13 protein-coding genes are annotated in these 14,216 nt (G+C 43.5%); 12 read left to right on the top strand and 1 reads right to left on the bottom strand.

Annotation, left to right across the window (positions count from 1 at the left end):
* The first annotated feature begins 79 nt into the window (after positions 1-79).
* Genes DW103_RS09360 through DW103_RS09370 form a run of 3 tightly spaced genes read left to right on the top strand, consistent with a single transcriptional unit; the run spans position 80 to position 5,611 of the window.
* Entirely contained in the window at positions 80-2,464 is a 2,385-nt protein-coding gene (locus DW103_RS09360) for an ABC transporter permease (RefSeq protein WP_122275430.1), read from the top strand.
* Positions 2,465-2,492: 28 nt separating this feature from the next.
* Positions 2,493-4,904, top strand: a complete 2,412-nt coding sequence (locus tag DW103_RS09365; protein ID WP_122275432.1) for an ABC transporter permease — start codon at positions 2,493-2,495, stop codon at positions 4,902-4,904.
* Between the two features lie 29 nt (positions 4,905-4,933).
* Complete coding sequence (locus DW103_RS09370; protein WP_122275434.1) at positions 4,934-5,611, top strand: ABC transporter ATP-binding protein; 678 nt, start codon at positions 4,934-4,936, stop codon at positions 5,609-5,611.
* 219 nt (positions 5,612-5,830) lie between these two features.
* Here DW103_RS09370 and DW103_RS09375 read toward each other — a convergent pair whose 3' ends face one another.
* The gene (locus DW103_RS09375; protein ID WP_122275436.1) at positions 5,831-7,342 is read right to left on the bottom strand and encodes an NAD(P)H-hydrate dehydratase; all 1,512 of its coding nucleotides are present in this window, start codon (positions 7,340-7,342) and stop codon (positions 5,831-5,833) included.
* A 179-nt stretch (positions 7,343-7,521) separates the two neighbouring features.
* On the opposite strand from DW103_RS09375, the gene hpt reads away from it, so the two are divergent.
* The 9 genes from hpt to rny all read left to right on the top strand — a co-directional run bounded on the left by hpt (position 7,522) and on the right by rny (position 14,189).
* Positions 7,522-8,061, top strand: coding sequence for a hypoxanthine phosphoribosyltransferase (gene hpt, locus DW103_RS09380; RefSeq protein WP_122275541.1), 540 nt, complete (start codon positions 7,522-7,524; stop codon positions 8,059-8,061).
* Between the two features lie 106 nt (positions 8,062-8,167).
* Complete coding sequence (locus DW103_RS09385) at positions 8,168-8,740, top strand: adenylate kinase (RefSeq protein ID WP_122275438.1); 573 nt, start codon at positions 8,168-8,170, stop codon at positions 8,738-8,740.
* Positions 8,741-8,814: 74 nt separating this feature from the next.
* Complete coding sequence (gene obgE / locus DW103_RS09390) at positions 8,815-9,972, top strand: GTPase ObgE (RefSeq protein WP_122275440.1); 1,158 nt, start codon at positions 8,815-8,817, stop codon at positions 9,970-9,972.
* Positions 9,929-10,771: a peptidoglycan editing factor PgeF gene (gene pgeF / locus DW103_RS09395; protein ID WP_199653000.1), complete on the top strand. Its 843-nt coding sequence runs from the start codon at positions 9,929-9,931 to the stop codon at positions 10,769-10,771. Before obgE ends, pgeF begins: the two co-directional genes overlap by 44 nt.
* Before the next feature lie 6 nt (positions 10,772-10,777).
* Positions 10,778-11,470: a B3/4 domain-containing protein gene (locus tag DW103_RS09400; RefSeq protein ID WP_122275444.1), complete on the top strand. Its 693-nt coding sequence runs from the start codon at positions 10,778-10,780 to the stop codon at positions 11,468-11,470.
* A 130-nt stretch (positions 11,471-11,600) separates the two neighbouring features.
* Entirely contained in the window at positions 11,601-11,801 is a 201-nt protein-coding gene (locus DW103_RS09405; RefSeq protein ID WP_122275446.1) for a winged helix-turn-helix domain-containing protein, read from the top strand.
* 146 nt (positions 11,802-11,947) lie between these two features.
* Complete coding sequence (locus DW103_RS09410) at positions 11,948-12,241, top strand: hypothetical protein (RefSeq protein ID WP_122275448.1); 294 nt, start codon at positions 11,948-11,950, stop codon at positions 12,239-12,241.
* Positions 12,242-12,246: 5 nt separating this feature from the next.
* Positions 12,247-12,543, top strand: a complete 297-nt coding sequence (locus DW103_RS09415; RefSeq protein ID WP_122275450.1) for a cell division protein ZapA — start codon at positions 12,247-12,249, stop codon at positions 12,541-12,543.
* A gap of 113 nt (positions 12,544-12,656) precedes the next feature.
* Complete coding sequence (gene rny / locus DW103_RS09420) at positions 12,657-14,189, top strand: ribonuclease Y (RefSeq protein WP_199653002.1); 1,533 nt, start codon at positions 12,657-12,659, stop codon at positions 14,187-14,189.
* Positions 14,190-14,216 lie beyond the last annotated feature (27 nt).

The raw sequence follows: 14,216 nt of genomic DNA on the forward strand, positions 1-14,216 counted from the left end.
TTACGTGTTTAAGAAAATGGTATGAATGTTGTTTATGATAGAACTGAAATGATTTGTATAAAGAAATAAAGATGTAACTATGTTTAAGCACTATGTGAAAGTTGCCCTCCGGTTGATAAAACGGAGTTTCTTGTTCTCTTCCATTAATATGTTCGGATTTGTGCTGGGCATGACCGCGGCCTTCCTGATTTATCTTTGGGTAATGGATGAATGGACGTTTGAGGATTTCAATAAGAATCGGGATTCGATTTATCGGGTACTTGCCGTGGAAAACAAAACTGATGGAACGGTTGAGAAGTCCGCTTCTACCGTTGCTCCACTGAGTAAAGCGTTCAGGGAAGAGTTTCCGCAGGTGGAAAATTCGACTTTTATTAAATATTTCACCAAGCTCGATTTACATTCCGGAAATAATTTGGTTGAGGTAAAATATGCCTATGTAGATACTACTTTCTTTGATGTTTTTGATTTTCCGGTTGTGGCCGGTAATCCGAAGCTGATGAAAAACGATCCGCAACAGATTGTATTATCCGAAATTATTGCAGAAAAACTATTTGGAAAAACGTCGGCTATCGGAAAAGATGTAGAATGCAGGTTTTTCGGGATGCCACTCCGGTATAAGGTTGCGGCAGTCCTGAAAGTTCCGCGTAAAAGTCATATACAGTTTGAAACATTGTTGAGTGAACAAGCTTACTTCGAGCCGATGGGCTGGGATTATCTAGAGGGCATACATGTGTATGTTCAGCTTAAGAAAGGGATGGCGCTATCGGAAAAAGAAAGGGAGGCTATGAGCCGTGTATGGACTGACCATCTGGATAAAGGAAAAACGTTGGCTTTTCAGCCTTTGGATGATATTCATTTGTACACGGATTTCAAAGATCCGGGAATTGATAATTATGGAAATATTTCCCAAATTTATTTGTTTCTGGCGCTAGCTGTCCTGATTATCTTTATGGGAGCGTTTAATTTTACGACGTTGTCTACTGCCCGTTCTTCCTTGCGTTTCAGGGAAGTGGGTGTCAGAAAAGTGACAGGGGCCAAACGTAAAGTGCTGGTAGTGCAGTTTTTGTCGGAGAGCCTTGTGCAGGCCTTTCTTTCCTTGTTGTTGGCACTTGCTATTACAGAGTTATTACTACCTTCTTTTAATACTTTTACCGGAAAAGATATTGTGCTGCGATTTGACTGGCAGACCTTATTGTTTATCTTGTTCGGAATTGTGGGAGTAGGTTGCCTGGCAGGGGCTTTCCCGGCATTTTACATGTCGTCGTTCAATCCCTTGCTGGCCTTCAAGGGAGGAAAAGTTACCGGTAAGAAAGGAACCGGTATCAAAGCAATGGTTTGTGTGCAGTTTGTAATAGCGATTACGATGATTTTCTGTACATCTGTTGTATTCCGGCAACTTCATTATTTGCAGAATGCCGATTTGGGATTTGATAAAGAGAACGTAGTGGTGGCCGAGTGCCGGTATTTTGTATATAGCGGGCTGGATGAATACAAACAGGAAATAATCAAAAATCCTTATGTACAAAAAGTGACGGCGGGTGTGGAGCTTTCGGATTTTATTCAGGGATATGAAGGGGAAGAGAGTGCATTTTCTTGGGTAAATAAAGCCGGACAGGTCGATTCTCTGCGAATGGTTGGAATTGGTGGTGACAAGGATTTTATGAATACGTTGGGACTGAAGCTTTTGCTGGGAGAAATGTTTGGTGCGGATCCGGATGCCATGGAGGCATATAGCAAAGAAAGCCCGATTGTTATCAACGAAACAGCCCGGAAGATGTTGAATATGGATAATCCGATTGGCATGATCTTGCAGAATAAAGGCTGGTTCGGTGAGACGTCCCGGATTGTCGGAGTGGTGAAAGATTTCAATTACCAGCCGTTGCGCGAGCAAATAAAACCGGCCTATCTTTTCTATGCCAATCAATTATTGAGCACTCTTTATATTCGGATTTCACCGGAAAATAAGACGGAGACATTGAAGTTTCTGAAAACGAAATATGAAGAGATGCGTCCTAACAATGTTTTTTCATATCAGTTCTTTACCGATGTGTTGAACCATAAATATGAGCGCGAACGACAGCAGAGCCGGATGTTTCTGATTTTTACGATACTGGCGATTTTGATTGCCATGATGGGAGTATTCGGGTTGGTAGCCCTCTCCACAGCCCGGCGGACAAAGGAAATAGGTGTCCGCAAAGTGAACGGGGCACATTCGGACCGGATTGTCCGGATGTTTTGCCTGGAATATATGCGATGGGTCGGGATTGCATTTGTGATAGCTTGTCCGCTTGGCTATTTGTTTATGGACAGCTGGTTAAACAATTTTGCCTATCAGACCTCGATTGGCTGGTGGATGTTACCGATAGCCGGTTTTTTAGTAGCCTTGATTACAATCCTGACGGTGGTTGTCCAGACTTGGCGTGCCGCTTCCCGCAATCCGGTTAAGTCGCTACGATATGAATAAAAATAAAAATTGCAAATAAAATGTCAGTATGCTAAAACATTACATTAAAGTAGCGTTCCGCTTAATAAAACGAAGTTTTTTGTTCTCGTCTATCAATATGCTGGGCTTTGTACTGGGGATGACTGCGGCCTTTCTGATTTATCTGTGGATTGTGGATGAATTGACATTTGAAGATTTTCATAAGAATAAAGATACTATTTATCGGGTGATAAGGGCGGAAAGTTCCACAGGTCGGATGGCAAAAGAAGTACCTTCTACTGTAACTCCGCTTAGCGCTGTGTTTCGGAAGGATTTTCCAAAGATAGAAAATGCCACTTTTATTAAATATGGTTCCCGGCTAGACCTGCATAGGGGGAATGTCTTTATAGAGGCGAAGTATAGTTATGTGGATACGACTTTCTTCGATGTCTTTAGTTTTCCGGTGGTGGAAGGCAATCCGAACCTGTTGAAACAAGACCCGCAACAAGTGGTTTTGTCGGAAGCGACAGCACGGAAGTTATTTGGCGAAACTTCGGCAATCGGTAAAGAGGTGTCTTGCCATTTTTTCCGTGAACCCCAATATTATAAAGTGGCAGCTGTTGTAAAAGTTCCACGCAAAAGTCATATTCAGTTTGATGTGTTGTTAAATTGGGAACTGTATATTTCCAGAAACAAGGAACTATTTCAGGATGGATTTTGGTCTTTTTCCGAACGGATGCATGTATATGTTCAACTGAAAAAGGGGGCTACTTTATCAGAGGCGGATAGGGTGGCTATCAGTAAAACTTGGCAGAGACATGAGGAGAAAGGACTCCGGCTGGCCTTGCAGCCTTTGACGGATATCCATCTGCATACGTCGTTTAAAGAACCGGAGGATGTTAATAATCATGGGAATATGTCGCAAATTTATCTGTTTACGGCATTGGCTGCTCTGATTATCTTTATGGGAGCCTTTAATTTCACGACTTTGTCGACTGCCCGTGCTTCCCAACGCTTCAAAGAGATTGGTGTCCGGAAAGTAACCGGGGCTAAACGAAAAGTACTGGTTGTGCAGTTCCTTTCCGAAAGTCTGGTGCAAGCCTTCTTGTCGCTTCTGTTGGCACTTGCTTTGGCGGAATTGTTGTTGCCGCTTTTCAATTCTTTTGTCGGCAAGGATATCGGATTGCAGTTCAATTGGCAAACCTTGCTGTTTGTTTTGGTTGGAATAGTCGGTGTAGGCTGTCTGGCTGGTAGCTTTCCTGCTTTTTACATGTCGTCCGTCAATCCGTTGCTGGCTTTTAAGGGAGGGCAGATAACAGGCAAGAAAGGTATGTTCATCAAAGCACTGGTTTGTGTACAGTTTGTGATTGCCATCCTCATGATTATCGCCACTACAATCGTATTCCGGCAACTTCATTATCTGCAGAATGCCCAGTTGGGGTTGGACAAGGAAAACCTGGTAGTCGTCAATGTACGCGACTGGCGCAGAGGAGTGGACGAGTTCAGGCAGGAGGTGTTCAAGAACCCGCATGTGAAAAGCCTGACGGTCGGTGTGGATGTCTCCGATTACCTTCAGGGAAGTTGGGCTGAGGAATGTATGTTCAGCTGGCAAAACGAAACGGGTGGAACCGATTCGTTGAAGATGGTGGGCATGGTAGGCGATTACGATTTTATGAATACGCTTGGACTGAAGCTGCTCAAGGGAGAAACTTTCGGGGCAAATCCGGATGGATACTGGGATGGTTCTTACAGTGAGGAGTCTCCTATCGTTATCAATGAGACCGCCTGGAAAATGCTGAAAGTGGAGAATCCGGTTGGTATGTTATTGCAAGGTGGAATGTTCGGCATACGGAATTCGAGGATAGTCGGGGTGGTAAAAGACTTCAACTTCCAACCGTTGCGCGAGAAGATAAGGCCGGCTTATCTCTATTATACTGTTCAGATGTTCGAGTATCTTTATATAAAAATAGATCCGGAAAATCAGGCCGAGACATTAAAGTTCCTGAAATCGGAGTATGAAAAGATGCGTCCGGGTATGCTTTTCAATTATCAAATGTTTACCGATGTGTTGAACTTGAAATATGCCCGTGAGCAGCAATTGGGACAGATGTTCCTGATTTTTACAATTCTGGCTATTGTCATAGCGATGATGGGGGTATTTGGTCTGGTTGCTCTCTCCACAGCCCGGCGGACAAAGGAAATAGGTGTCCGCAAAGTGAACGGGGCACATTCGGACCGGATTGTCCGGATGTTTTGCCTGGAATATATGCGTTGGGTCGGGATTGCGTTCGTGATAGCTTGTCCATTGGGCTATCTTTTTATTGATAGCTGGTTGAGTAATTTTGCCTATCAGGTATCGATAGGTTGGTGGATTTTCCCGGTGGCCGGTCTGCTTGTCCTGCTGATAACGGTACTGACGGTTATCGCCCAGACTTGGCGTGCCGCTTCCCGCAATCCGGTTAAATCGTTACGGTATGAATAAAAGAAATGACTAAATAGAAATAGATAATTATGATAAAAACGATTAATTTGACGAAAGTATTCCGTACGGAAAGTGTGGAGACGACAGCATTAAACGGTATCAACCTGGAAATAAATGAAGGTGAATTTCTTGCCATTATGGGACCTTCCGGTTGTGGAAAGTCCACCTTGCTGAATTTGTTAGGATTGTTGGATAATCCGACGGAAGGAGAACTTTGGTTTATGGAGCAGGAAGTTTCTAAATTTACGGAGAATAACCGGACAGACCTGCGTAGCGGGAATATCGGCTTTGTGTTCCAGAGTTTTAATCTGATAGACGAATTGACGGTATTCGAGAATGTTGAACTTCCGCTGCTTTATGCAGGTATTCCGGCCAAAGAGCGTGTAGAACGGGTAAATGCCGCTCTCGACCGTATGCAGATTGCGCACCGTTCGGAACATTATCCGCAACAACTTTCCGGCGGACAACAACAACGTGTTGCCATTGCCCGTGCTATCGTCACGAATCCTCATATCGTACTGGCGGATGAGCCGACCGGTAATTTGGATTCTGTCAACGGTAATGAAGTTATGAATTTGTTGTTGGAACTGAACCGGGAAGGAACAACTGTCGTAATGGTTACTCACTCCGAAGAGAATGCCCGGATGGCCGGTCGCCTAATCCGTATGATGGACGGCAGTATCCTGACGGAAAGCCGGAAAGGATAAAAGGAATAGTTTCCCATCAGATATAATTGAGTATTTTCATAGGAACGAATGTGATTTTATTAGGGTAGTAATTGTGATTCGCTCGGCTACTAATTGCCTTTCGACAATTGTGGTAAGGCCTTTCGATAACTGTCGCAAGACCTTTTGATAATTGTTGCAAGGCCTTTCGATAATTATCGTAAGGCAAATTGTTCGGTGACTTTTTGATGAAAGTCCCTGTTATTTAACCTGTTTGAATGCTTTCCCTAACATATCGGTAATGTCGCTTGCAATCATACTTTCTTCCGAACTGTAAACAGCTGCCAAGTCGCCGGCTGTTCCGTGTAGGAAAACACCGGATACAGCTGCAGTTTCCGGTTCCAGTCCTTGTGCCAGCAAACCGAGAATAATGCCGGTCAGCACATCTCCGCTTCCTGCCGTTGCCATGCCGGGATTACCGCTATCATTGAAATAGACGTTTCCGGAAGTGGTACAGGTTGCGGTATAAGCACCTTTCAGGACAATACATACTTTGTGTTCGATAGCAAAAGCCTGTGCTTTTATCAATCGTTCGTACGAGTTGTTGCTTTCTCCGGCGATACGGTCAAATTCCTTCGGATGCGGAGTCAGGATACTGCGCGACGGAATGCGAGCCAGTAAATCGTTGTTGGAGGCAATCAGGTTGAGGGCATCAGCGTCTAATACGACAGGTCTGCCGGTTGGTTGAAGTAAACGCTCCAGGGCGGCTCCCGACTCTAAATGTTGTCCCAGCCCCGGACCTACGCCGATGGCGGAATAGATAGTCGTGTCGGGAACTGTTGTGAAGTATTCCTGATGAGGGTCAAAACTAAGCATTGCCTCAGGGAAAGCGGTCTGCATGATTTGTTCGCCGCATTGGGGGATATGTACGGTAAGTAATCCGGATCCACTTCGTAAGCAGGATTTGGCAGCCAGTAAAGCCGCTCCCATCTTTCCGTGGCTTCCGGCAATTAACAATGCGTGCCCGAATGTTCCTTTATGGGCGAAACGGTCGCGGGGGTGGAATACGGCGGCAATGTCTTCTTCTGTCACTAAAGTGAATGGAGTAGGCGTGTTTTCTACGATGTATGGATGCAGTCCGATGTCCAATACTTTCCATTCTCCCACGTAGGGCGCATTTTCCGGCAACAAAAATGCCAGTTTCGGAAAGCCGAATGTCAGTGTGAGGTCGGCACGGATAATGGCATCGTTGTCATTGCTTCGATTGTCTTCACCAAACAAGCCGGAAGGAATATCGATAGCCACTACATCTGCTTCCGATTGATTGATATAATTGACCATGGCGGCAAAACCGCCGGTGAGCGGACGGTTCAGGCCGGAACCGAACAAGCCGTCTATTACGATATCGCGTTCACCGAGTACGGGCGGAACGAAGTCGGCTATCACTTCCGTAAATTCCACATTCTCCATGTCAAGCAGGCGTTGCTTGTTTAGCTCGCAATCGTATGAGAGATGCTCGGTCGGATTAAACAGATAAGTTTCTATCCGGTAACCTTCGTCTTTCAGCAGGCGGGCAATAGCCAGAGCGTCGGCTCCGTTATTCCCTTGTCCGGCAAAGATGATGATACGGGTTTGCTTGGAATAGCGTCGGCAAAATTCGTGCATGAATACCGTCGCGGCACGTTCTACTAAATCGATGGAACTGATGGGTTCATTCAAAATGGTGTATTGGTCGAGTTCCTTGACTTTGTCTGTTGCGAATATCTTAATCATAACTGTTTCCCTTTTTTGTGCATACAAATGTATAACAAACTTTGCTATCTTGCTACACTTTCTTTTATGTGCTTTTTCTTGCGCGTTTGTAAATAGATGAAATGTTCCTGATAAAACATATTTATTTGTGCTTCGCTGAAAAAGTTGTACCTTTGTTCCCTCGAAAATCAGACGGCTTTATGGATAAAATCCGATTAAATGATAAAGAATTTGAACTTTTTATCCCGGAAGAGGAAATAAAAAAGGCTATTGCGAAAATGGCTGAACAAATCAGGGAAGATGTAAAAGGTACAAACCCGTTGTTCGTGGGTATCCTGAACGGTGCTTTTATGTTTACCGCAGAATTGATGCGGCAATTGGATGAACCGTATGAAATTACTTTTGCCCGTTATTCTTCTTATAAAGGGACCAGTACGACAGGGGTTGTACGCGAGATTATGCCTGTGCAGGCCGATGTAAAAGGAAGAACGCTGATTTTGATAGAAGACATTATCGATACCGGGTTTACCATGCAATACGTTATGGATAAACTCCGTAAGGATGGTGCTGCCGATGTCAGACTGGCAACCATGTTGTTCAAACCGGATTCTTTGAAATGTGATTTGAAACCGGATTATGTAGGTATCCGGATACCGAGCGACTTTATTGTCGGTTACGGATTGGATTATGATGAAAAAGGACGTGCCTATCGGAATATTTATAAAATAATCGGAGGCTGATAGTCATAAAGAGAGTTTTAATAAATAATGTATAATACAGATGGTCGTTAGTTGAAAACAGATGTTTTTTAATTCCCGATTATCCATTAAAAAAGCAAACTTTTTTATGTTGAACGTTGTTATTTTTGGTGCTCCCGGATCAGGAAAGGGTACACAGAGCGAATTGATTATTAAGGAATATGGTTTGGACCATATTTCGACAGGTGATGTTTTGCGTGCAGAAATGAAAGCTGAGACAGAACTTGGTAAGATTGCTAAGGATTACATTGAAAAAGGCCAGTTGGTTCCGGACGAGTTGATTGTTGACATGCTTGCAAAAGTATTGGATGGCAAGAAAGATTCGAAAGGTGTTATCTTTGACGGTTTTCCTCGTACAATTCCGCAGGCCAAAGCGCTGAAAGAAATGTTGAACAAACGGGGTACGGATGTATCTGTTATGCTGAACCTGCAGGTTGAAGAGGAAGAATTGATTAAGCGTTTGTTGGAACGTGGAAAAGTTTCGGGTCGTTCGGACGATAATCTGGAGACAATCAAATCGAGATTGGATGTTTATCATACGCAGACTGCTCCTTTGGCAGACTATTATATCGGTGAAGGTAAACATGTGGGTATCGAAGGCATGGGAACAATCGAAGAAATCTTCGGCCGTATTAAAGATGCTGTAAATAGCATAAAATAAATAAGCATATTCGAATCATGAATGATACATGACTGTATTATTCATGTTCATTTTTCAACTTATAATTCAAGAAAATGGCTGAATCAAACTTTGTAGATTATGTAAAGATCTATTGCCGCTCGGGGAAGGGCGGGAGAGGGTCTTCTCACTTTCGCCGCGAGAAATATATTCCGAAAGGAGGTCCCGACGGAGGCGATGGAGGACGAGGAGGCCATGTGTATCTTCGGGGTAACCGGAATTATTGGACTCTTCTGCATCTGAAATACGAACGGCATATCATGGCTACGAACGGCGAAAGCGGAGGAGCTAAGCGCAGTTTCGGGAAAGATGGTGAAGACCGGATTATAGAAGTGCCCTGCGGAACGGTTGTATATGATGCCGATACCGGTGAATTTATTTGTGATGTAACGGAAGACGGACAGCAGGTGATGCTGCTGAAAGGAGGCCGTGGCGGTTTGGGTAACTGGAATTTTAAAACAGCTACCAATCAGGCTCCGCGTTATGCACAACCGGGTGAACCGGCTCAGGAAAGAATGGTCATTCTGCAATTGAAATTGTTGGCTGATGTCGGTCTGGTAGGTTTCCCGAATGCCGGTAAATCAACTTTATTGTCGGTTGTTTCGGCTGCCAAACCTAAAATTGCCAATTATCCGTTTACGACGCTTGAACCCAATTTGGGCATTGTAAGTTATCGCGACAATCGTTCGTTTGTGATGGCCGATATTCCCGGAATTATTGAAGGGGCCAGTGAAGGAAAAGGACTGGGGTTGCGTTTTCTCCGTCATATAGAACGAAATTCGCTGCTTCTGTTTATGGTACCGGCTGATGCGGATGATATAAAGAAGGAATATGAAATCCTACTTGGCGAATTGGTTAAATATAATCCGGAATTGCAGGATAAACATCGCGTGTTGGCTATTACCAAAAGCGATATGCTGGACGAAGAGCTGATTCAGGCTTTGTCGGAAGAGCTGCCGGAAGGTATTCCGTCAGTCTTCATCTCCTCGATAACCGGAATGGGGATTATGGAGCTAAAGGATTTGTTGTGGAAAGAATTGAATAAGGAAAATTTCCATGAGGTAGAGCGTATTGTCCATAAAAATATAGACATCAATGCCCTTCAGCTGGATGATGACGAAGATTTTGTTATCCCCGTGGAGGAAGACGATCCGGATGATGAGGAGGATTATGAGGAATATGATTGGGATGATGATGAAGATATTTCCAAATGATACAGTAAAGATGTTGCAATTTCCCGGGTTAGGAGGGGATTGCAACATCTCTCATTTTATAACGACCCGCTATGGAGGAGTCAGTACCGGGAATTATGCCTCTTTCAATCCCGGAGCATATAGCGGAGATGATTCGATTTGTATTCGAACGAACCGGGAAATCTTATCGGATGCAATCGGTATTTCTTCGGAAAAGATTTTTACGCCCTTTCAGGTGCATGGGGCGGAAGTGCGTGCGTTGACTTCTTCCTTTCTGTCGCTTACGACGGCGGAACAGGAAAAGTACATCTATGGTGCGGATGCTTTGGTGACGGATATTCCGGGTGTGTGTATAGCGGTTGCCACGGCCGACTGTGTTCCGGTGTTACTGTATGCTCCCGACAAAAAGGTTGTAGCAGTTGTACATGCCGGGTGGCGGGGAACCGTACAATATATCGTAGAGAAAACGGTTCGTTTTATAGTAGGCCGTTATAAGGCGAATCCCGCTCTAATACAGGCCGGTATAGGGCCATCTATCTGTAAAGACGCGTTTGAAGTCGGAGAAGAAGTCGTGGAGGCTTTTCGGAATGCCGGAATGGATTTGTCGCTTATTATGGAACGTGATGAAACGACCGGGAAAGCTCATATTGACCTTTGGGAGGCGAATAGAAATCAATTGTTGGTTGCCGGAGTTTTATCTGGAAATGTAGAAATGGCTGGTATTTGTACTTATAGCCAGTGTGATGATTTCTTTTCAGCTCGTCGTCTTGGAATAAATAGCGGACGTATTTTGTCCGGCATTGTAATACTTGAAAATTGAGAATTTATGATTCATGTTTCACTTTCTGAAGAAATAACAAATCTCTGTCCGGATTTGCATGTGTTGGCAATAGCCTGTGAGGTGAAGAATTCGGAATCGGATGAACAATTATGGAGAGAGATTGCGTCTGAAGAAGAAGCTGTCCGTTCTTCTATGAAGTTGGAAGAGATAAATAAATGGCCACCTATTCAGGCAACCCGTCAGGCTTATAAACGTTGTGGGAAGGATCCGAATCGCTACCGCCCTTCCGCCGAGGCACTTCGAAGGCGTATCCTTCGGGAATTACCTTTATATAAGGTCGATACTTTAGTGGATTTGATAAATCTGTTATCTATTCGCAGCGGATATTCGATAGGGGGATTTGATGCGGATAAAATTGAAGGTAATGAATTAGTCTTGGGAGTTGGCCGGGAAGGTGAGTTGTACCATGGAATTGGCCGGGGGGAATTGAATATAGCAGGGCTTCCGGTGTATCGGGATGCCGTTGGGGGAATTGGAACACCTACTAGTGACGAAGAGCGAACCAAACTGGACTTGAATACTTCTCGCCTGTTAATGATTATAAATGGTTACTCCGGGAAAGGGGGATTAGAAGTTGCCGGAGCTTTTGGTGTAGCACTTTTAAAGAGGTATGGTTCAGCTACAAATTTGGAGGCTGAACTTATTTCAGCAACAAATAGAACTGATTTATTGTTGTAATAATGTTAATTATTCTTTTGAAAGATAAAAAGTAACGATTTTTATGCTAAAAAACATCTATTCCCTTTTGTATTAATCTATTAATCTCTAAATTTGCCCCTGTTAACGAATTAACAAAACAAAAAGAAACATGATCGAATTGATTGGAACAAATGCCGGCCTTGTTTGGAATACTTTGAATGAAGGCGGTAAAATGAATGTGAAAGCAGTAAAAAAGGCGACAAAAATCAAAGCAGACAAAGATATGTATGCTGCATTTGGTTGGTTGGCTAAAGAAGGTAAGTTGGCTTTCGAAGAAGTTGAAGGTGAATTATTCGTTGCGTTAGTTTAATATACGTAACTGAGATTGTTAAAGAGGGCTGTTCGGATTTTATTTGAACGGCCTTTTGTGTATCCTGACCTTTTCTGTCAAAAAAATGGATTGACTGTTGTTTTATTCAATTCTAAAGTATACTTTTGTATAGAATTTGGCGTGAAATGACCGAAGATCATAAAAGATTGTTGGCAGTATTGGATGTCAGAGTTCGTGATTTAATAGCGTTTTGTGATAAGCAGAAGGTGAAAATCAACGGACTGGAGAGTGCTTTGGCACAAAAGGAGAGTGAACTTCAGCAGGCAATACGGAAAATTGAGGAGTTGAATGCCAAATGTGATAATATGCTGACGGCGCGTGTTATTTCTGTAAATGAAGGGGAAATGAAGAGCGCCCGGATGCGATTATCGAAGTTAGTGCGGGAAGTAGACAAGTGCATTGCACTATTAAACGAATAGAGGCGATGGACGATAAGTTTCTTATACATGTAGAAATAGCCGATAAGAGTTATGGGTTATGGATAGACCGGAAAGATGAACAGCTTGCGCGGGATGCCGCCAAACAAATCCGGACGAAAATAAACCAGTATCGGTTGAATTTTGCACAATCCGAAGTGGATGTAAAAGATTTGTTAGCCATGGTTGCTTTTCAGTTGTCCATGCATAATTTGCAACTGGAAGAAAAGAATGACACAAGTCCCTTTACTGAAAAGATACAAGAGCTGACAGTACAGCTGGAAAGCTATTTGAAGGATAAGTAGTTAATAGGATTGTAAGAATGTTTTCCGCACTGCTTTGCGTGGTTTTTCCATGTAAGGGTGGTGCTTTTTTTGTATATATAATATAATGAATTTAAACTATAAGTAAAATGGGAATGTATATAATCATATCAATAGCGACTTCCTTCATCATTGGTGGTTTGCTTACATGGTTTGTCCTGCGATTCCTTTTGAAGTCGAGGTATGACTCTGTTCTGCGTGAGGCTGAAAAAGAATCTGAAGTTATGAAGCAGAAGAAATTGCTGGAAGTTAAAGAGAAATTTCTTCATTTGAAAGCGGACTTGGAAAAACAAGTTTCAGCCCGTAATTCGAAAATCCAGTCTGTGGAGGCTAAACTGAAACAACGTGAACTCACACTGAATCAGCGCCAGGAAGACCTGCAACGGAAGAATTGTGAAGTGGATGCAGTTAAGGAAAACTTGGCTACCCAGCTTGAACTTGTCGATAAAAAGAAACAGGATTTGGAAAAACTTCATCAGAGAGAAGTCGAACATTTGGAAACTTTATCCGGTTTGTCGGCTGAAGAAGCAAAAGAGCGTTTAATCGAATCGTTGAAAGACGAAGCGAAATCGGAGGCAACTTCTTATATAAATGAAATCATGGAAGAGGCGAAGATGACGGCTAACAAAGAAGCAAAGAAAATCGTTATCCAATCTATCCAGCGTGTTGCTACCGAAACAGCTATTGAGAATTCAATTACAGTTTTCCATATCGAGTCAGACGAAATTAAAGGACGTATTATCGGACGTGAAGGTCGTAATATTCGCGCATTGGAAGCAGCTACCGGCATTGAAATTGTTGTAGACGATACGCCTGAAGCCATCGTACTTTCCGGTTTTGACCCTGTCCGTCGCGAGATAGCTCGTTTGGCTCTGCATCAGTTGGTACAGGACGGACGTATTCATCCGGCCCGTATTGAGGAAGTAGTGACGAAAGTAAGAAAACAAGTGGAAGACGAAGTCGTAGAGACGGGTAAGCGCACTGTGATAGATTTGGGTGTACATGGTCTGCATCCGGAACTTATTCGTATGATTGGTAAGATGAAATATCGTTCATCTTATGGTCAGAACCTGTTGCAGCATGCTCGTGAAACGGCAAATCTGTGTGCCGTTATGGCTTCTGAGCTGGGATTGAATCCGAAAAAAGCGAAACGTGCCGGTTTACTGCACGATATAGGCAAAGTGCCTGATGATGAACCGGAATTGCCGCACGCTATTTTGGGTATGAAGCTTTGTGAGAAATATAAGGAGAAACCGGATATTTGTAATGCAGTGGGAGCTCACCATGATGAAGTGGAGATGCAGACTTTGCTGGCTCCGATTGTGCAGGTGTGTGATGCTATTTCCGGTGCTCGTCCGGGTGCCCGTCGTGAAATTGTAGAGGCTTATATCAAACGTCTGAATGATCTTGAACAATTGGCTCTTTCTTATCCGGGGGTAGTGAAGACTTATGCTATTCAGGCCGGTCGTGAGCTGCGTGTAATTGTGGGAGCTGATAAGATTGATGATAAAGATACAGAAAACTTGTCGAATGAAATTGCAAAGAAAATACAAGATGAAATGACCTATCCAGGTCAGGTGAAGATTACAGTTATTCGTGAAACGCGTGCTGTAAGCTACGCAAAATAGGTTTTTTATGGTTTTAAAGCGGGTATG

Source organism: Parabacteroides sp. AM08-6, from assembly GCF_003473295.1.
In the GTDB taxonomy this organism is placed as follows: domain Bacteria; phylum Bacteroidota; class Bacteroidia; order Bacteroidales; family Tannerellaceae; genus Parabacteroides.